This window comes from Aliikangiella litoralis, assembly GCF_052495765.1.
The window spans coordinates 2,060,513-2,078,240 of record NZ_CP199292.1; the positions used below are offsets into that span (position 1 = coordinate 2,060,513).

Here is a 17,728-nt window from a genome sequence, read left to right on the forward strand (position 1 = left end):
GATTCTGATCAATTTTGTGATCTAGCTCCAAATGCGATACTTATAACTTTTTGATTTCTCGAATTATTTGTAAATTTTGAGGTAAACTGATAGTGTGTTTTTTTGCTTCGTTTATTAAGTAGCCATTAATAAAATCTATTTCTGTCTCTTTTTGTTTTTTAACATCTTGCCGCATAGAAGATGAGTTTTTTGATGTTCCTAAAGCGACTTTCATAATACTTTGATGAACTTCTTCTAAAGTTTTATTGGGTAATAAATATTGAAGCATTGGTTCCAATTCTTGTAATAGCTCATAGGCTTCTGCTATTAAAAAATTATTTTTTATAATCTCTCCGTTTTTTAAATTATGTAAAGCTGTTATTGGATTAATAATTGCGTTAATGAGTAGTTTTAAATTCATTGACTCGATATGGTTTTTATTCCACATTACTTGAGGTAAAGCTGTATCGAGAATTTTTATTAAAGTCTTAAAATCTTCTTTTGGGTAATTACTTGATAAATTGCCTAATAGGGTTGTTCCTAAGCCAGTGTGTTGTAGCTTATTTGATTGTAGTAATGCGCCGTGCGTAATTGATGCATGTAATACTGGATTTTTTGGGAGGTATTGTAAAACAAGTTCTTGTAAGCCCATTCCGTTCATCATTAAAATAATGGGAACTGTGCCCATCTTTTTTCGAGCCAATTGCTGACATAATGATTCGAGTTGATGAGCTTTAACGCTGATGATAACTACATCACTCGATTGCCAACTTGATAACGCTGAGTAGTTAATCTGTTGTTTAAAGTCCCCTAAAGGCGAGCTAACTTCTATTGTTTTCTCAATACCAGTATGTTTAGTGTACAGCTTAGTGAGTTGTTGATTACGGTTTAAGAAACAAGCCCAGAGGTGTCCAATGGCTCCTGCACCGATTATATTGAAGCTGAGTTTTTGCATTCAACTTAAGTTCTAAATAGTTGATTAAAAGGTTAGTATATCGATTATCTACAAAAATAATAGGATCTGACACTGTTTAGTGTTTTTAAAGCATCAATATGTTGAAAAATGAACAAATTGCTCAGGATTGGAAAACTGCACTAACATTGATGGTTAGTAGGCAGGCTTTAACCATGTTATTTTTAGGTTTCTCTGCTGGAATTCCTTTGGCATTGATATTTTCTTCATTATCGCTTTGGTTGAGTGAAGCTGGTATTAGTAAATCAACAGTGACTTATTTTAGTTGGGCTGGTTTAGCATTCTCTTTTAAATTTGTTTGGGCTCCGCTAGTAGACAGGCTACCCATTCCAGTGTTATCAAAGCTTTTAGGACGTAGAAGAAGTTGGCTTTTGACTGCACAAATATTCATCATTATTGCAATCAGCCTAATAGGCCTCACTGATCCAATGTCTAGTGAGGATATGTTGGTTAGAATGGCTTATCTGGCCATTTTGTTGGGGATCTCTGCAGCGACTCAAGATATCATTATTGATGCATACCGTATTGAGTTTGCCGATAGTAGTATGCAGGGCATATTATCATCATCTTATATTGCAGGATACCGATTGGGAATGATTGCTTCAGGAGCAGGCGCACTTTTGCTAGCTGCGCATTGGGGCTCGACAAAAAACTTATACAGCTATGAGGCGTGGCAGTACACTTATTTAACGATGGCTTGTTTAATGCTTGTGGGAGTTGTGACGACTTTTATTATAAAAGAACCTAAAGTTTCAGAAAAATTAAGACCCCAGTATTCTAATATGCAATATGTGCGCTTTTTTATATTTTTTATAGTGAGTATTAATATATTGGTTTTTACTTATATTTCACTTTCAGATATTTCCCTTGCGCTAAAATCGATTATGGGCGAGTTTCTTGGTAATAAAGTGTTGGCTAATTTTCTGATCGAAGCGCTTCAATTACTAACTTCTTTTGTTAGCGTTATCATTTTTAGCTTGCTAATTAATCGTTTTGGTTTGATGGAAAAAGCGTTAGTGAGAGAAAACTATTGGTTACCTGTCTCTGACTTTTTTCAACGTTATGGGACTAAACTCGCACTGTTATTATTAGCTTTTATTGGTTTTTACCGTGTTTCAGATATTGTTTTAGGTGTGATAGCTAATGTGTTTTATCAAGATATGGGTTTTACAAAAGATGAAATCGCTACTGTGGCCAAAACCTTTGGTTTGGTAATGATGATTGCTGGTGGTTTTATTGGTGGTATTTTCTCTGTTAAGTTCGGTGTTATGAAAGTTTTATTTATTGGTGCAGTATTAACTGTTTCTACTAACCTAATGTTTATGCTTTTAGCACATTCAGGTCATGATATCGTATTACTTTACATTGTTATATCGGCCGATAATCTTTCCGCAGGAATTGCCAGTGCTGCATTTATTGCTTTTTTATCGAGCATAACCAATGTTTCCTTCACCGCTGTTCAATATGCTATTTTTAGTTCCTTAATGACTTTAGTTCCTAAATTAATTGGCGGCTACTCTGGCAGTATGGTTGAAAACTTGGGGTACTATAATTTTTTCCTCATCGCTAGTCTAATGGGAGTGCCTGTATTATATTTAATTTATTTGTTGAATAAAAAAATGGCTTTAAAAGAATGACGTCATTCTATCAAGCTCTTTCTGAGCCCCAGTTAAATAACCAGCTACCTAAAGTGAGAAATACCACTGTCATAATGACAAGCATCAACAAATTAAAGGATATGTCAGATAAACTAGCACCATCAGTCATAATCGCACGAGCCGCTTCTAAAATGTGGGTGAGAGGAAATATTTGTGCAAGTTTTTGTATATAGTGATGTGTTCCTTCTAATGAAAACCAGACTCCAGAAAGTAGCATCATAGGCCAAGAAGCGACATTTAATAGACCGCCAATAAACTCTTCGCTATTAGAGCGAGAAGCAATTAGTAAGCTCATTGATATCATACTACAAGCGCCTAATAGTGCGACAATAAAAAGGTTAAATATCGAACCTAACACGTAAAAGTTGAGTATTAAGTGGCTGCCGGTAAATAGTAAACTGGTGGTGAAAATTACAATCATTAAACGTGAGGCTATCTGCCCTGAGAGAAATTCAAATGCACTGAGCGGAGTTGCTTGAAAGCGTTTAAGCACGCCATTTTTTCGGTAACGCACAATGACATAGCCAACCCCAAATAAACAACTAAACATCATATTCATACCAAGAATTCCTGGCATAACCCAATCAAGATAACGAATGGCTTTTCCGCTAAGTTGAGATGCATTCATATCAGGATGTATTGATAATAATAATTGCTCGGCAATATAACCTTTTGATGAGGTTTTATTTAACCAGTATTGTTTTTTCTCAAAGTCGACTAACAGATCTATTTTATGTTGGTTAACTTTTAATATTGCTTTTTCTTTATCAGTGTAATCAACAAAGCTAAGATATTTAAGACGAGTAAATTGACTATTTGTACTTGTATGAAGGGATGAACTCGTTGGTTTGAGCACGCCAATTTTATATAAATTACTACCTTCATCTGAGAAAATAAAGGCGAATCCTAATAACAATAATATTGGAAACATAAAGTTCCATGAAAGAGAAGAGCGATCTCTAAAAAATTCGGCATTTCTAGCATTAAAAATTGCTATAAACTTTCGCATTAAGATTAGTTCCTAAGCTTATGACCAGTCAATTTAATAAATAGATCTTCAAGATTAGGTGAACGTATTTGAAGACCTTCTAAAGAGATATTATTTTCGAGTAATTTTTTGATTGTTAATTCAACATTTTCTGTTTGAATTTCAATCAAATTATTATTGAGCTTAAAGGGTAAGCTGAGTTGACTAACAGTCTTTTTTTGAGTATTTGGTAGACCAATAATGGAGCCATCAAATTGTTCTTTAAGCATTTGCTGTGGTGTGCCTTGTAGAATGATTTTCCCTCTATCTACAATAACTATTTCATCACAAAGTGACTCGGCTTCGTCCATATAGTGGGTTGTTAGCAGAACGGTTTTATTTTGAGATTTAATATTATTAATGAGTTGCCAAAAGTTTCGTCGTGATTGTGGGTCTAGCCCGGTCGTTGGCTCATCCAAAAAAATAATATCTGGATCATTTAACATGGCAAGAGCCAATAACAAACGCTGACGCTGTCCCCCTGAAAGCTTTCGCGTGTCTTTATTGAGTATTTCTTCCAGTGCACAAATTTCAATCAGTTTAGCTTCAGCCAGGCAATGATCATAAAACTTGGAAAATAATTTTAAGGTTTCTTTTACAGTTAAAAAATCTTGAATAGCTGTGTGTTGAAATTGTATTCCTATTTTTTGGTAATAATCTGAATTAATTGGTGAGCCTTGAAATAAAACTTCGCCGCTAGAAGGTTTAAGAATGCCTTCCATCATTTCAATTGTTGTGGTTTTACCTGCACCATTCGGCCCTAAAAGGCCAAAACATTGGCCTTGAGGCACAGTAAAACTGATATTATCTACGGCGATTGTATCTGAAAAATGTTTGCAGAGATTTTTAATTTGAAGTATGTCAGCCATTAAAGGATTCTAATGGCTGACATTAAAAAAGAAAAGCGCTTTATCTATTTTTAGAAATGATAAAATGCGCTGAAGTAGGCGCCTTTAAATTCCATATCTGCGGTGATATCATCTTCTTCAACATCGAGTTCAAAAGTACGGTAGCCAATTTTGGCTCCGAAGCCTATATCACTTTCGTAACCCACTCCAACCATAATGTCAGAAATTGAGTCATCGTCATAACTTATTATATTGAGTTCACCTTCGGCAAAAAAGCCAGAAAAAGGTAAGTCGAAGCGGGCTTTTCCGTAAATTAAAGGAATGGTGAAGTCGATATCTTCTTCTTCATTCAAGTCAGTACCTGTTGGTGGTGTTTGTAAACTGATCATGCCATCATACTGGCGTAGTGTTACACCTAAATCGAGATTAACCCAGTTATCAAGAATTTCATAATAGAGCGTGTATTCTGTATTACTCATATCAACGGCTGTTGATACATTCTCATTAATACTATAGGTTTGACCGTTAAAGGTTATTTCTCTGGTTAATACTGATTCGGCAGAACTTTTTAAATCTGAAGAGACTATTTTTATATTGGGTAAAAAAGGAACTGGATGTTCTGCTGTTACCCAAAAAATATTATGTGATTCGTCATCAAATCCTAAATCATCATTAATATCAATATCTGTTCCTAATATTGAGTTAGAGTCTGATTTTATTGTGCCTGCATAATCAGGCTTCCATTGGTATGTGCCTACTTCAAAGCCAACGATATCTGCGTTAGCAAGGGGAACAAAAGCAAAGCTCGCAACCGCTAAAGCGCTTAGGAGTTTTTTCATAATATTCTCTCTCTGTTGTGATAACGGACTAATTATGGACTAAGTATTAGCAAAAAGGGAGGAAAAGTTCACAGAATTCGTTGTTTTAACTGACTTTTATATTTTTCATATCTTATTGGTGTGCTAATGAATGGTATGTTGTATTAGATATTTTTGTATGCAGTTAAGTCTGATTAATCTTAGATGTAGCGCGAAATAGAGGGATAAATTAAGTAAGTTTTCTGATCAATATAAAGCTAGGGTGAAGCAGGGTGAGTATTATTCACCCTGTTTGGGCTATTCAGTTTGGCTTGAAGCTAGTTTTTTTAACATTGGATCTGAAAATATGACAGACAACTGCTTACTAAGTAATTGGTTAACTACACCTGTGACATCTAATTCACTCGCTGGGTTGGCCACTTCCTGGCTTCTATTCATTTTATAGATTTTTTCTGATTTTTTACTCTGCTTATTCGCTTTTAAGCGTAAGTGGCTTACAACTTCGACCGTCGATCTTAATAAGGATTTGGTTACTTTTGCTTCAAGCTTTTCAATTTCAATGTCAATTGATAAGTCGGCGAGCAGAGGGTTACTAATGATCTTAAAGCCATTTTTTTTGAGACTATCGATTAATTTTGTTTTTAGCAACGCAGCTTCATTTTGTGGACCCGATGCAAACAAAATATTATCATTTGATGAGTTGGGCGTCGCTAACGGACGGTTATCGGAGACAGATACAGCGATTAGTTGGGCGTATTCAGAAAGCGATTGAATGTTTCTGACTTCCGGATCTAGACGATAATTCAGTTTTGATGGTGAGCAACCTGAAATCAAAGCAATAGTGCTTGTCAGTGTAAGTATCAATTTAAATGAAAATCGCATGATTTGTACCTTAAACTTTAATTTTATTTGTTGTTAGTCTATCAAGTCTTTGTGTGAAGTAACATCTCGAAATACCAGTTATTGTTATAATTTATTGTATTAGTTTTATTGCTCTAAAAGACTATTACTTAGGGGCAGAAGCTAACCAAACGATAAACTTACTATCATTAGAGATTGATTTGACCTTATCAAAGTAGCGTTTAAGCATGTGCTGATATTTTAAGTGACGATTAGCAACCACTCTTAATTCTCCATTTGGGGTGAGACATTGAGCAGACTGTTTAAACATTTTCTGGGCAATATTGGTCGTTTGAACATTTTGTTGATGGAAAGGGGGATACGCGCTAGTTTTAATAAATATTGACTATATGCGCTAGTTTCTATAATGTGGACACATGTGTTCGGATGGTAACCTTGAAGTGAAATGTAAATGTTTAAGCGAAAAGTTGTTCGAGAAGTACTTCCTGTTTTTTCACTAACAGAGGTTTGTAGCGAGGATGATGAGGGGGCAATCAAAAGAATTATTCCCGGAGAAAAAAGTCAGCGTTCCAAATATTACTATCGAAAGGTCATACTAGATGAAAGTGAGCAGTTCAATGTTAATCAGATGGAAATGATTCTAGATCCTGATGGTTCTCCATGGATTGAAGCTTGCTTATATTTACTGAGTAAAATAGAAGTGTCCTACGATCATAAAGCGGTAGTTTCTTCAACCAACACAGCGTCAGATCTGACTGCTTTTAGGCAGTACCTAATTGATTATAGTATCGACTATTTGAATTTCCCAAGAAATAAACAGCAGAGACCGACTTACCGTTATAGGGCTTATCTGAAGTCACTAATTCGCTCTGGTCAGATTGCTAATTCTACAGGGCAAAGATTTATGCAGAGTGTCATAGGTTTTTATAAGTGGCTTTCAGCAGAAAGGGGATTTGAGCCGGAATTTCCAATGTGGAGAGCGGAAGACAAATATATAGATATCAAAGATAGACACGGTTTTTCTAAATTAAAACAAGTGAAATCAACAAATCTCTCGATTTCAACACAAAGACTTACAGATCCTGAAGAGGTTACGATTTGTGATAATGGAAGACTAAAACCTCTAACTATGGACGAGCAAATTGAACTAACTAAAGTATTATTTAAATTAGATAATATAGAAATGACTCTCATTCATCTTTTTGCCCTTTTTACAGGAGCAAGAATCCAGACAGTTCTAACTATAAAAGTTAAGCACTTTAGAGTTAAGTTGCCCTCTGACATTCAGGAGATTCGTCTTCCGTGCGGTCCAGGTACCGGAATAGATACGAAGCACGCGAAGAAGTTAACTCTTTTTATTCCTAGTTGGTTTTATAACCAATTATCGATCTATTCGAAAAGTGACCGAGCATTAAAGCGTCGGCTTAAGTCGAAAAAGGGAGACACAAGTGAGAACTATCTTTTTCTGAGTAATCGAGGCTCACCGTTTTATGAAGACTCAATGGATCGTGAAACATTTAACCCTAATCAAACGAAAAAATATCGAGCATCAGGTGGAACTGTTCGTACCTTTATAGCGGATAGAATTTTACCTGAGTTACGAAAAACTTTTGGAAATGGATTTAGTTACAAATTCCATGATTTAAGAGCTTCGTTTGGAATGAATTTGAGTGACTCTTTAACTGAATCTGTTGCGCAAGGTGAAATAACTTTAACCAAAGTAAGGAACAGAGTTAGAGATGTAATGGGACATGATTCATACACCACTACTGATGAGTATCTCGGGTACAGAGACAAAACTCAAACAGCTAGACTTACGCAGGAAAGGTATCAGAGACACTTAGCGAAACTCTGTGAAGCTGCTCACAACGGTTTTGAAAATACAGATGCTTAGAAAAAATACTATTACTTTGGTTGCGCCAATAAATTCAGAAACGATAATTATTTCCCCTAATCGATGTGTATTGAAAGTCGGGAATAACAATTTAGATATCGGTTCAATTTGTTATCTTGAAAGAACTGAAAACACAAAAGGAGTTAAGGTTAATGGTTCGTCGCTGTCGAAAAAACGCTTTAATTCCGCTCGTTTATTAGCCAAATACTTCAGTGAACTGATGGACTCAGGATTAAGAGTTGAATCTATTTATACTCGATTTAAGAATCTAACTAAGTTTTTAATCTGGTGTGACAAAAACAAGCTGCATGATGTCCTTACTTCTTTTAGAAGCACGAGGGTCGCTTTAGTTGGCTATATTGGACATTTAAAAGAATTAATAAAAACTCAAAAGCTAAAGAATAATACCGCTACCCGATATCAACTCGACGCAATAATTGTACTTCGTGATTGCTTTAATTTTGAGAAAATAGATCGCGGACTTAATCTTCTTAAAAAATCTAATAGAGAAATAGAAAACACAGAGCCTCCTGACGATAAAGATCAAGGTAGGGTATTAGCCCTATCTACTGCATTATTCATGGGCTTTCAAAAAGCCACGTTGAACAATGAGAAATACCCTTATTTAATCCCTTTACCTAAAGGAACTGGGTTTGACAACGATCAAGCCTGGATATTTCCAACATCGCTCTATGCTCTTCATCCTAAACGTAAACCAACCTTTCATGCATATAACTATAGAGAGGGACGTATAAACACAGTTGATGAAATAGAAAAGCACTATGTTTCCAAAACGAGAGCAAAAATAGCGATACAGGACGCCAAAAATGCGCTCAAAAATGGCGAGGTAGTTGGAAGCTATCATAGATTAGCGCATGCGACTATTGCAATGAATGCCTTTTTACTCTTGTTTATTGCAAACACCGGGATGGGATGGTCTGAATTGACAAAGCTGCCATGGCGAGACACATATGAGGTTGGTGTAGATGTTCAAGGATTCAGAGAAATAAAATATAGAGCTTTTGATAAGGAGGTATCGTTTATTGTTACTTCTTCTTTTCTGCCATTGTTTAAGTCCTATTTAGAGCTAAGGGAGTACATCGTAAGCTATTTTGAGAATACTACTTTGTTATTTTTTACTCTCTCTTTGACATCTACTAAACGCAAGCTTTCTAAATTGGGAAGAACCAAAATACCGCAAATATGTAGAGGATTTCGAATATTTGAACCAACTATTCCCATTATTACAGCTAAAGAATGGAGAGCAGCTAAAAGTGATTATTTGGTAAGAAGTAGCGACATACAAACTGCGGCATTTTTACTTCAGAATGACGAAAGAACAGTTCGAGATCATTATACAAAAGGCTCTAAAACGAAAGCTATCGCTGAAGTAAGTGACTTTTTGGAGCGCATAGTCTCTAAGGTAAAAGGGAATAGCGCGGAAGAAACTGAATCAGCTCTGGGAAGTTGCGACAATCCAGGGGAGCCATCATCTGAGCAGAATCCTCCAATTGTCCCTGATTGCAGAAAGGGAGAGGGGTGTTTGTTTTGTAAACACTATGGAGTTCATGCAGATGAAAAAGACATAAGAAAGCTGTTTAGTTGCAAGTTGTGTATTGAATCCGCATCTCATTTAAGCGGAACCTTTGAAGATTATCTAATAATGTTTGGCGCAGTTTTAAATCGAATTGACGCCTTGCTTGAATTATTTGAAAAACTCTCACAAGGCCATAAGGAACTTGTAGAACGAATTAAAAGTGAAGTCTTTGAGGATGGAGAGCTTGACTCTTATTGGGAGCTTAAGTACGAGCAGTTGCTAAACTTGGGAGTTATTTAAATTATGTCAATTGATGACAGATATGATTTCGCTTTTCAATTCAGTTTAGATTCCGGGATATTTGATACCGAGTACCTTCCTGACTCATTCAACCCCCGAAGTAAACGACCTCACAAGAGGTTTGTTGTTGCAAGAGATGATAACCAAAAAGCGATTTCTTTTTATGCAGACAGTTGCTGGGATTGGAGCGCTTATCACCCTTATTCAGATAGTTTTATACTCGATTTTACTTCTTGGAATACCGACCAATCTATCCCATTGGCCTCAAATATCACCGAAGAAATTAAGTGGTTAATATTTGTGATCGTTTGGATTTCTAATGGAAGAACAAAAAGTGCGGAAACCGTTGGTACCTATTTAAGAATGCTTAGTAAACTTGCAAATTTTTCGCTTAAAAAAGGAAAAACTATTGTGCAAGTTCTTCAAAGTGCCGGAAGCACGAATCGCTTTCTCGACGAGTATGGCAATTTCTATAGTGTAACTGTGCAGTCGTTAATTAGTATAATTGCGTCTGAAACAGAAGAAATGACGGGAATAAAACCCCTCTCGCAAAAAGCAATTGAACGAATTAGCGCCAGATCGCAAAGCTACTATAAAAACCATAAGCAACATCCTCCTATACCAACTAGAATTTTAACTCAGGCATTAGCTCATTTAAGCAACTCAATCAGGGCTTTTGAAGAGTATTCAGGTGAGTATTTAGAGATCGCAGGTAAAATGTTTTGCGATGATAACTTTGGAATCTCTGTCAAACGTCAACGCATCAAGTCAGATGATTCACACAAACTGTTAAGGAATGTTAGACCAACTTTTGATGAAGCTATAGAGGACAAGTCTCTCAAGAATTATGTAAGAGAGATTGGAATTAAAACTAGAAAGCAATTTATTTCGCACCTTTCTGATATATTATTTTTAGTGAAATTAACAGTGTTAGCCTACTCCGGAATGAGGCATAGGGAAGCATGCAATCTAAAATATGACTGTATAGATACCTTTTTTCACAGTGGTAAAGAACATTACTTAATTAAAGGTGAGACTACAAAATTAAACTATGGAAATGTTAAAGAAACCAATTGGGTTACTTCTACTGAAGCGGCAAAAGTCATCAAGGTCGCAAGAAAGATTTGTGATGCTATCTACGGTGCATTATTTCCACTAACTTCCAGAAAAGAATTATTGTTATTTCCTAAAACGGGAAAGTTGTACGAAACAAATACCAACAGAGAAATCGAACCAAAGTATTTCAAGTCCAAAAACCGAGTTGAATCACTCGCCAATTATATCAAAAGTGCCTCGAGCAAAAGTCCTGTAGCAAAGCTGAGAAAGTTGGTTGTAACTAATTCCGATCTCAAGGAGCTTGAGTTTATCGATAATCATAGATGCTGGCGATCAGAAGATAAGTTTATTGTAGGGAAAACGTGGACAATGACTGCTCACCAATTTCGAAGGTCTCTAGCCCTTTATGCTTCCAATAGCGGGCTAGTTTCGCTTCCTTCTCTAAGACGGCAGCTGCAACATATTACGAACGAGATGAGCATGTACTATGCGAATGGTAGTGGGTTCGCAAAAGATATTCTTAGGTGTGAATCAGATTTTATAGATGAATATTGCGAAACAATTCCCGAGTCAGAGGCGCTTTCCTATATTCGAAACGTAATATTTTCGGACGAAAAATTGTTTGGCGCACATGGTGCTTGGCTATCTAGCAACAAGGATAAAAAGATACTTTTTCGCGATAGAGAAGAGACTATAAAGAGGTTTCAAAATGGTCAACTTCAATACCAAGAAACAATTCTTGGTGGTTGCACAGGACCAAAAAACTGTAAAGAAAGGGCTACAAGATCACTGGTTGCTTGCGTTGACTGTGCTGGCGGAGTAATTGCTCCTTCAAAGCTACACCGAGTAATAGAGTCACAAATAGTCATTGTTGATTCTTTACCAAAGGACACGCTTGTATATAGAACTGAAAAAGATGATCTGGACAAGTTGATAATAGCCAGAGATAGAATAACGCTAAAACGCGAAGTTTTTGCCAATAAATCAATTGGGCAAAAATAGATAGATTAGAAAGTTTACACTGAGGAGATACAACATTTGATGCACCAGTTTGACACTAGTTTCGGCCAATTCGAGATAAAGGTTCTTCATTTTCATCCTAAGTCGCCCTTACAAGGATGGAATGCGGCGGACGAACTGATTTTGAAGGAGTTGGCTAATTATTCTCTAAAGGGAAACGAAAGAGTGTTAGTCGTTAATGATTCATCAGGAGCATTGGCCATATCTCTGAATGAATTTCATCCAGAAAGCTGGAGTGATTATCATACAAACCGTTTGTCGCTAGAACACAATTTAAGAAAAAACCAAATACCTCAAAAGCAGGTTAAGTTCGTGGCTTCGACCGAATCGCTTAGTGGTTCTTATGATGTCGTTTTAATTCAGTTACCGAAAACTCTTTCTTTGCTCGAATACCAACTAACAAAGATACGAGCACATTTGAAGCCGGATTCCCTGATAATAGGAGGCGGCATGATTAAGCATATGCCAAAGGCAATGATTGGATTGTTCGAAACTTGTATTGGCACAACTCGAACTTCACTAGCTGAGAAAAAGGCTCGCTTAATTTTTTCGAACTTTGAACCTTCCATCTCTACTAAGCAATCTTCTTACCATTGCTATGGTATACCTAATTCACCATTAAAACTAACGAGCTATGCCAACGTGTTTTCACAGAAAAAGCTGGATATCGGAACCAGGTATTTTCTTTCTAACTTTCCAGATATCAACCAACCTAAAAGAATAGTTGATTTGGGCTGTGGAAATGGTGCCTTAGGCATTTATGCTTGCTGGAAATATTCAGACTCTGAGCTAATTTTTATCGATGATTCTTATTTGGCGATAAAAAGTGCGCAGGAATCACTTCGTCAAAACAATCTAACTAATTCTGCACGTTTTGCTGTTGCTGATGGTTTAAGTCTTGAAGTTTGTGAGTCAGTTGAAGTAGATACAGTGCTCTGCAACCCGCCATTCCATGAAGGCAATAAAGTGCATATTGACATTGCAAAGCGAATGTTTAAAGGAGCAGCTAATTGTTTGAAATCGGGAGGCGAGCTTTATGTCGTAGCAAATCGTCACTTGCCTTATTATCAATTATTGAAGCGAGACTTTTTGCAAGTAGAAGTCGTATCGCATGAAAGTAAATTTATCATTGCTAAAGCACTCAAATGCTGAACTTAGTGCAATGGGAGTATGTATCATAGAATATTTCTTAAATACAATCAAAGGTTACTCAAATGTCTAAAGCACTAGATGAATACTACGAGGCTCTTGATCGACTTAAGGCAAATAAGGCTGAAATAGTACCGAAAGGAGCAAAGATTTCGAAGGATTCAGTAGCCCTGGAAGCGGGCAGAAAGAGAGGTTCGATAAAAAACAGCAGAGCTGTATTTACTGACTTGATAAAAGATATTGCCAATGCCGCTCAAAATCAAAACTTGAAAACTAAGCCAAAAAAAGAGAAAGAAGACAAGTTAAGAGGTGATCGAGATAAGTACAAGAGATTGTATGAAGAAAGCTTAGGTAGGGAACTATCCATGCTGCGACAAATTAATGACCTAAAGGCTGTTATTAATGGGATTGAAGACAAAAAAATAGTCAAAGTTACAAAGATCTAGAACTAAAGGAGTTATGGTTGGTTACGACGCGCCTAAATTTGTGAAGTTAGGATAGTCTGTTAGATATCCTATTGAGGAACATGAATGTTGGTTAGCGAAATCTGAGTTATGAAATTAGCTTAATCACCTCAAAATAATCTCATTAAGAAATAATGCCCGCAATTTGAAAAAATCTAGCACTGAGTATATGGTAAGTTAAGGAGCAACTTTTAATATTTGCCTATAAAATGCGCTTTTAATTAATGTTCTTTTAGTCACGAGTGCGGAGAATAAACTGGCTTGGTCTAGCTAACCGGATCTATAATCAAAGCTCGACTTGAAAGAACACTATATATCGCACTCAATGACTCTGAAAAATGCAGTTGAAATTAGGCTGAGAAAAATTGATAAAGGTACTCCTTTCACAATTAAGCACTTTTCAGAGTTGGGTACTCGTACTTCAGTCCAGCGTATTCTTTCAAAACTATGCACAGAAGATAAACTTGTTCGTGTAATGAGAGGGTTCTATGTACGCCCTAGAATTCTAGCTTATGCAAAAAATGCGATATTTACAACCAGCGCGGAGTCATTAGCAAAAGCATGGGCTGAAGATCGAGACTACCAATTAGTAGAGCAAGGTATAGAGTCGGCGTATCGTTTGCGCTTTCAAACGCAGATGCCCGTCAAACTGATTTATTGGAGTGACGGACCCAATAAACTAATTCAAATTGGTCATTCCACGGTAAAAATCATACATGTTTCTAGTTTCAAACTACAATGGGCAAAAGAGCCCATAGGCAGGGTTTACAGAGCATTACTTGTGACTAATCCAGAATATATATCTGAAATTAAATTAAGGAAGGCGTTATCAATTTGTTTTCAATCTATAGCTAGTAAAGAAAATGGAATTAAGGCGCTATTAAATGACCTTAGAATAAAAAATTGGCATTCCCCACTTCGACAACAACTTGAGTATAATACCTAACTAATAATTCCATTTAGAACAATGAAAAAAACAAGAGTTTTAATATTTTAAAATTACACATACCATGTGTAATCTTGTGTAAAATAACCAGCCCTAGCAATATTAGTTCTATTCTTAAAATAGAAGCAATCGGAGAAATTCGTTGAAAAGTTTTAGCAAACTCTTTGATTTCCGTAAATATTGAATGTGTTAATCTAGTTAATAACTAGGTATTTGAACGATATGACTTTAGATTTCAAACAATTTAAATCTCTAGTTAAACAGATCAAGGTAGGCAAACAACTACCCAATTCAGTTTACTCTCACAAGTCGGCATTAAGCTCTTATCCTGTTACACTTAGTACAATATTGAGAAATGTCGCAAAAGCACTTAAGATTCCTGATAATAGCTGGAATTTGATTAAGTTATACAAGCGGGATTTCAAAATCGCTTTTTTACACTATCCAGAATTCGATAACTATGCATACCCTTCGCTATATCAAAGTATTACTGTTGATCTGCAGAAATTGAGTCATCGTAAATCGGATTACTCAAAGTCGGAGAATCCTCCTATCCTCCATAGAAAAGAAACTTTTGTTTCTTCCGACTATCCTCACTACGAATTATTCAAAGCCATAACACTTGAAGGTGAATCTGCCGGTTTGTTTGAGAAGCCTAAAACAATTGGTTTTAAAAAGAATTGGGAGCGCTTAATCAAAAATAAAAATATGTATTTGGACGAGAAAGGTCGATTACATCCACAGTCATTTTCCCCTCATTCTTTTCTGCCTCTTCCGTCTGGAAAAGTTGATCGCCATAAAACAGCCATTATTCGTCATCAATTATCCGCACCAATGCAAATATTGGCAAGACATGGATACTTGAGAGGTGAACATACGGTTTTAGATTATGGTTGTGGCAAGGGAGATGACATTCGAGAACTAGAGGCTCATGAAATCGATTGTATTGGCTGGGATCCTGTTTATCAACCTGATAATGATTTGGAAAATTGTGATATTGTTAACCTTGGTTTTGTCCTTAATGTTATTGAAGATCGTGAAGAGCGAAATAGGACTTTAGAGCGGGCTTACGGGTATGCTGATAACTTTTTAGTAGCATCGGTAATGATTGCAGGTGATGCAACGATTAGTCAGTTTAAACCTTATAAAGACGGTGTTATTACTAGCCGCAATACCTTCCAAAAGTACTATAGTCAGGCTGAATTTAAGTATTACCTTGAGTCCACACTTAAAGAAGATGTTATCGCTGTTGGGCAAGGCGTTTTCATTTTATTTAAGGATAAGATTGAAGAACAGAATTTCTTATTGAAGCGCCAACATATCAAACGCGACTGGAATCAGCTAACCCAACGAGAACAAAAGAAACCTAATAAAGTTATTAGTAAAGATTTAATTGAAAAAAATCAAGATCTTTTTAATGACTTCTGGACTCTTTGCTTAGATTTAGGCCGTCTACCAGCAATCCCAGAATTCGAGTTTTCTCAGCAATTAAGGCGTGTTGCTGGCTCGCATAAGAAAGCACTGGATGCTCTTCTCGATAAACATGGAGTAGAAACCTTTAAGAAGGCTAAATATGTTCGAAAATGTGATTTACTCGTCTATTTTGCTTTAGGACTATTTGGAAAACGTAAACCCTACGTTCATATGCCCGAGAGCCTTAAGCGGGATATAAAAGCGTTTTTTAATGATTATAATAATGCGATTGAATTAGCTGGCGAAGCTTTGTTTAGCGTTGGAAATCCGAGTTTAATTGAAGCGCTATCTATAGATGCCTATGAAGAATTAAAACATGGAGAGTTTGAGAAAGGTCACCATTGGACAGTTCATAAATCCGTTTTAGAAAAACTTCCCCCAGAGTTGAGAATTTATGTGGGATGCGCTGTTCAGCATTATGGTGATTTCAGTGAAATGGACTTAGTCAAAATCCATTTCACTTCTGGCAAAGTTACTCTTCTTCGCTATGATGACTGGTCTAAGGAAGAACCCTTACTTGTAGAGAGAATAAAAGTAAAGTTAAAATGTGTGATTCATAGACATCGTTTCAACTATACTGATGTCTATGAACAAAGAAATTCGCCAAAGATTAACTTGGGTTAAACTCTACGAGGAAAGTAAAGATGCGGGCTTTGTTTGTCGTAGATGTGGAATATCAAGGCCCACTCTAAGGAAGTGGTGGCGTCGATATCAAACTTTTGGTGTTGAAGGATTGGCTAGTCAAAGTCGTCGTCCGCTAAGTTCCCCAAATGCGAAAATTAGCCCTAAAGAAGAGGCCCTTATACTCGAATTAAGGCAATCGAGGAACTTAGGAGCAAGGCGTCTTCAAAGCGAGCTCGTTCGACTCCATCAACTTAGTTTTTCTTTAGCTACTATCCATAAAGTTTTAACTCGGAATGAAGTAAAACCTCTCAAGAAAATTAGAAAAAAGACTGAGTTCATTCGTTACGAAAGACCGACTCCTGGTGATAGAGTCCAAATGGATACTTGTAAAATTGCACCAGGAATATATCAATATACTTCTGTTGATGACTGCACCAGATATAGGGTTTTAAGGCTCTATAAGCGTCGTACAGCTGCCAACACTTTACATTTTATCGATTGTGTTATCGAAGAAATGCCGTTTCCTATCCAACGAATACAGACTGACCGCGGACTGGAATTCTTTGCAGAGAAAGTTCAAAAGCGACTAATGGCAAATGGCATTAAATTCAGACCTAATAAGCCGGGTTCACCGCACCTCAATGGAAAAGTAGAGAGATCTCAAAAAACTGACAAGACCGAGTTCTATCCAACTGTAGATATCTATAGTGTTGATATTAATGAGCAGCTTGCTGAGTGGCAACATTACTATAACTGGGATAGGCCACATAGTGCACACAAAGGTAAGTCGCCTATGGAAAAGTATTTTGATTTAAGTAATGAAACACCTTATAGCGATGAAGTCGCTCAGAACTATGACTCCAGCTTTGAGCATGTTCAACTTGCTAATTATCAGAAGGAATTAGCTCTACAAAAATTGAAATAATGTCTATGAATCACACAGTTAAAAGAACAAGATATTGATTTCTTTGATTATCCTTCAAGTAGCTCAGCTCCGCCACTTTTAAACAAAAATATTTTTCACTGCAAACAGTTTTTACTATAAACATAACCTTAAAAAATTAAGGAGCATTTATATAAATCAATTTTAGATTTTAAACC

General features: G+C 36.3%; 15 protein-coding genes. 9 read left to right on the forward strand and 6 right to left on the reverse strand.

Annotated features, from left to right (window positions below; genetic code table 11):
• Positions 1-40: 40 nt before the first annotated feature.
• Positions 41-934 (reverse strand): ketopantoate reductase family protein, encoded by an 894-nt coding sequence (locus tag ACT5E3_RS08585; protein ID WP_444997893.1) that lies wholly within the window; start codon positions 932-934, stop codon positions 41-43.
• Between the two features lie 98 nt (positions 935-1,032).
• Here ACT5E3_RS08585 and ACT5E3_RS08590 point away from each other — a divergent pair, with 98 nt between their 5' ends.
• Positions 1,033-2,589: an AmpG family muropeptide MFS transporter gene (locus ACT5E3_RS08590; protein WP_444997894.1), complete on the forward strand. Its 1,557-nt coding sequence runs from the start codon at positions 1,033-1,035 to the stop codon at positions 2,587-2,589.
• 10 nt (positions 2,590-2,599) lie between these two features.
• Here ACT5E3_RS08590 and ACT5E3_RS08595 read toward each other — a convergent pair whose 3' ends face one another.
• From ACT5E3_RS08595 to ACT5E3_RS08615, 5 genes are all read right to left on the reverse strand, one after another.
• Entirely contained in the window at positions 2,600-3,619 is a 1,020-nt protein-coding gene (locus tag ACT5E3_RS08595) for an ABC transporter permease (RefSeq protein ID WP_444997895.1), read from the reverse strand.
• 5 nt (positions 3,620-3,624) lie between these two features.
• Positions 3,625-4,506 (reverse strand): ABC transporter ATP-binding protein, encoded by an 882-nt coding sequence (locus ACT5E3_RS08600; RefSeq protein WP_444997896.1) that lies wholly within the window; start codon positions 4,504-4,506, stop codon positions 3,625-3,627.
• 50 nt (positions 4,507-4,556) lie between these two features.
• Positions 4,557-5,324 carry a TIGR04219 family outer membrane beta-barrel protein gene (locus tag ACT5E3_RS08605; protein WP_444997897.1) on the reverse strand — a complete coding sequence of 256 codons (768 nt, stop codon included), beginning with the start codon at positions 5,322-5,324 and terminating at the stop codon, positions 4,557-4,559.
• A 276-nt stretch (positions 5,325-5,600) separates the two neighbouring features.
• Positions 5,601-6,185: a YajG family lipoprotein gene (locus ACT5E3_RS08610; RefSeq protein WP_444997898.1), complete on the reverse strand. Its 585-nt coding sequence runs from the start codon at positions 6,183-6,185 to the stop codon at positions 5,601-5,603.
• A gap of 124 nt (positions 6,186-6,309) precedes the next feature.
• Positions 6,310-6,474 carry a methyltransferase gene (locus ACT5E3_RS08615; protein WP_444997899.1) on the reverse strand — a complete coding sequence of 55 codons (165 nt, stop codon included), beginning with the start codon at positions 6,472-6,474 and terminating at the stop codon, positions 6,310-6,312.
• Positions 6,475-6,615: 141 nt separating this feature from the next.
• Here ACT5E3_RS08615 and ACT5E3_RS08620 point away from each other — a divergent pair, with 141 nt between their 5' ends.
• The 8 genes from ACT5E3_RS08620 (at position 6,616) to ACT5E3_RS08655 (ending at position 17,552) form a co-directional block, all read left to right on the forward strand.
• On the forward strand, positions 6,616-8,058 hold the full coding sequence (locus ACT5E3_RS08620) for a hypothetical protein (protein ID WP_444997900.1): 1,443 nt from the start codon (positions 6,616-6,618) through the stop codon (positions 8,056-8,058).
• Positions 8,051-9,895 carry a hypothetical protein gene (locus ACT5E3_RS08625; protein ID WP_444997901.1) on the forward strand — a complete coding sequence of 615 codons (1,845 nt, stop codon included), beginning with the start codon at positions 8,051-8,053 and terminating at the stop codon, positions 9,893-9,895. Before ACT5E3_RS08620 ends, ACT5E3_RS08625 begins: the two co-directional genes overlap by 8 nt.
• A 3-nt stretch (positions 9,896-9,898) precedes the next feature.
• Positions 9,899-11,953, forward strand: coding sequence for a hypothetical protein (locus ACT5E3_RS08630; protein ID WP_444997902.1), 2,055 nt, complete (start codon positions 9,899-9,901; stop codon positions 11,951-11,953).
• Between the two features lie 39 nt (positions 11,954-11,992).
• Positions 11,993-13,123 (forward strand): methyltransferase, encoded by a 1,131-nt coding sequence (locus ACT5E3_RS08635; RefSeq protein WP_444997903.1) that lies wholly within the window; start codon positions 11,993-11,995, stop codon positions 13,121-13,123.
• A 62-nt stretch (positions 13,124-13,185) separates the two neighbouring features.
• Positions 13,186-13,566, forward strand: a complete 381-nt coding sequence (locus tag ACT5E3_RS08640) for a hypothetical protein (RefSeq protein ID WP_444997904.1) — start codon at positions 13,186-13,188, stop codon at positions 13,564-13,566.
• A 343-nt stretch (positions 13,567-13,909) separates the two neighbouring features.
• The gene (locus ACT5E3_RS08645; protein WP_444997905.1) at positions 13,910-14,530 is read left to right on the forward strand and encodes a DUF6088 family protein; all 621 of its coding nucleotides are present in this window, start codon (positions 13,910-13,912) and stop codon (positions 14,528-14,530) included.
• 222 nt (positions 14,531-14,752) lie between these two features.
• Positions 14,753-16,627 carry a DNA phosphorothioation-associated putative methyltransferase gene (locus tag ACT5E3_RS08650; protein ID WP_444997906.1) on the forward strand — a complete coding sequence of 625 codons (1,875 nt, stop codon included), beginning with the start codon at positions 14,753-14,755 and terminating at the stop codon, positions 16,625-16,627.
• A complete protein-coding gene (locus ACT5E3_RS08655) occupies positions 16,590-17,552 on the forward strand; it encodes an IS481 family transposase (RefSeq protein ID WP_444997907.1) in 963 nt (320 codons plus the stop codon). The genes ACT5E3_RS08650 and ACT5E3_RS08655 overlap by 38 nt, the downstream gene beginning before the upstream one ends.
• The last annotated feature ends 176 nt before the right edge of the window (positions 17,553-17,728 follow it).

Bases quoted from the DNA above. Each gene is read 5' to 3' on its own strand.
- ACT5E3_RS08585 (WP_444997893.1), bottom strand. From the start codon at position 934: ATGCAAAAACTCAGCTTCAATATAATCGGTGCAGGAGCCATTGGACAC.
- ACT5E3_RS08590 (WP_444997894.1), top strand. From the start codon at position 1,033: ATGTTGAAAAATGAACAAATTGCTCAGGATTGGAAAACTGCACTAACA.
- ACT5E3_RS08595 (WP_444997895.1), bottom strand. From the start codon at position 3,619: ATGCGAAAGTTTATAGCAATTTTTAATGCTAGAAATGCCGAATTTTTT.
- ACT5E3_RS08600 (WP_444997896.1), bottom strand. From the start codon at position 4,506: ATGGCTGACATACTTCAAATTAAAAATCTCTGCAAACATTTTTCAGAT.
- ACT5E3_RS08605 (WP_444997897.1), bottom strand. From the start codon at position 5,324: ATGAAAAAACTCCTAAGCGCTTTAGCGGTTGCGAGCTTTGCTTTTGTT.
- ACT5E3_RS08610 (WP_444997898.1), bottom strand. From the start codon at position 6,185: ATGCGATTTTCATTTAAATTGATACTTACACTGACAAGCACTATTGCT.
- ACT5E3_RS08615 (WP_444997899.1), bottom strand. From the start codon at position 6,474: ATGTTTAAACAGTCTGCTCAATGTCTCACCCCAAATGGAGAATTAAGA.
- ACT5E3_RS08620 (WP_444997900.1), top strand. From the start codon at position 6,616: ATGTTTAAGCGAAAAGTTGTTCGAGAAGTACTTCCTGTTTTTTCACTA.
- ACT5E3_RS08625 (WP_444997901.1), top strand. From the start codon at position 8,051: ATGCTTAGAAAAAATACTATTACTTTGGTTGCGCCAATAAATTCAGAA.
- ACT5E3_RS08630 (WP_444997902.1), top strand. From the start codon at position 9,899: ATGTCAATTGATGACAGATATGATTTCGCTTTTCAATTCAGTTTAGAT.
- ACT5E3_RS08635 (WP_444997903.1), top strand. From the start codon at position 11,993: ATGCACCAGTTTGACACTAGTTTCGGCCAATTCGAGATAAAGGTTCTT.
- ACT5E3_RS08640 (WP_444997904.1), top strand. From the start codon at position 13,186: ATGTCTAAAGCACTAGATGAATACTACGAGGCTCTTGATCGACTTAAG.
- ACT5E3_RS08645 (WP_444997905.1), top strand. From the start codon at position 13,910: ATGACTCTGAAAAATGCAGTTGAAATTAGGCTGAGAAAAATTGATAAA.
- ACT5E3_RS08650 (WP_444997906.1), top strand. From the start codon at position 14,753: ATGACTTTAGATTTCAAACAATTTAAATCTCTAGTTAAACAGATCAAG.
- ACT5E3_RS08655 (WP_444997907.1), top strand. From the start codon at position 16,590: ATGAACAAAGAAATTCGCCAAAGATTAACTTGGGTTAAACTCTACGAG.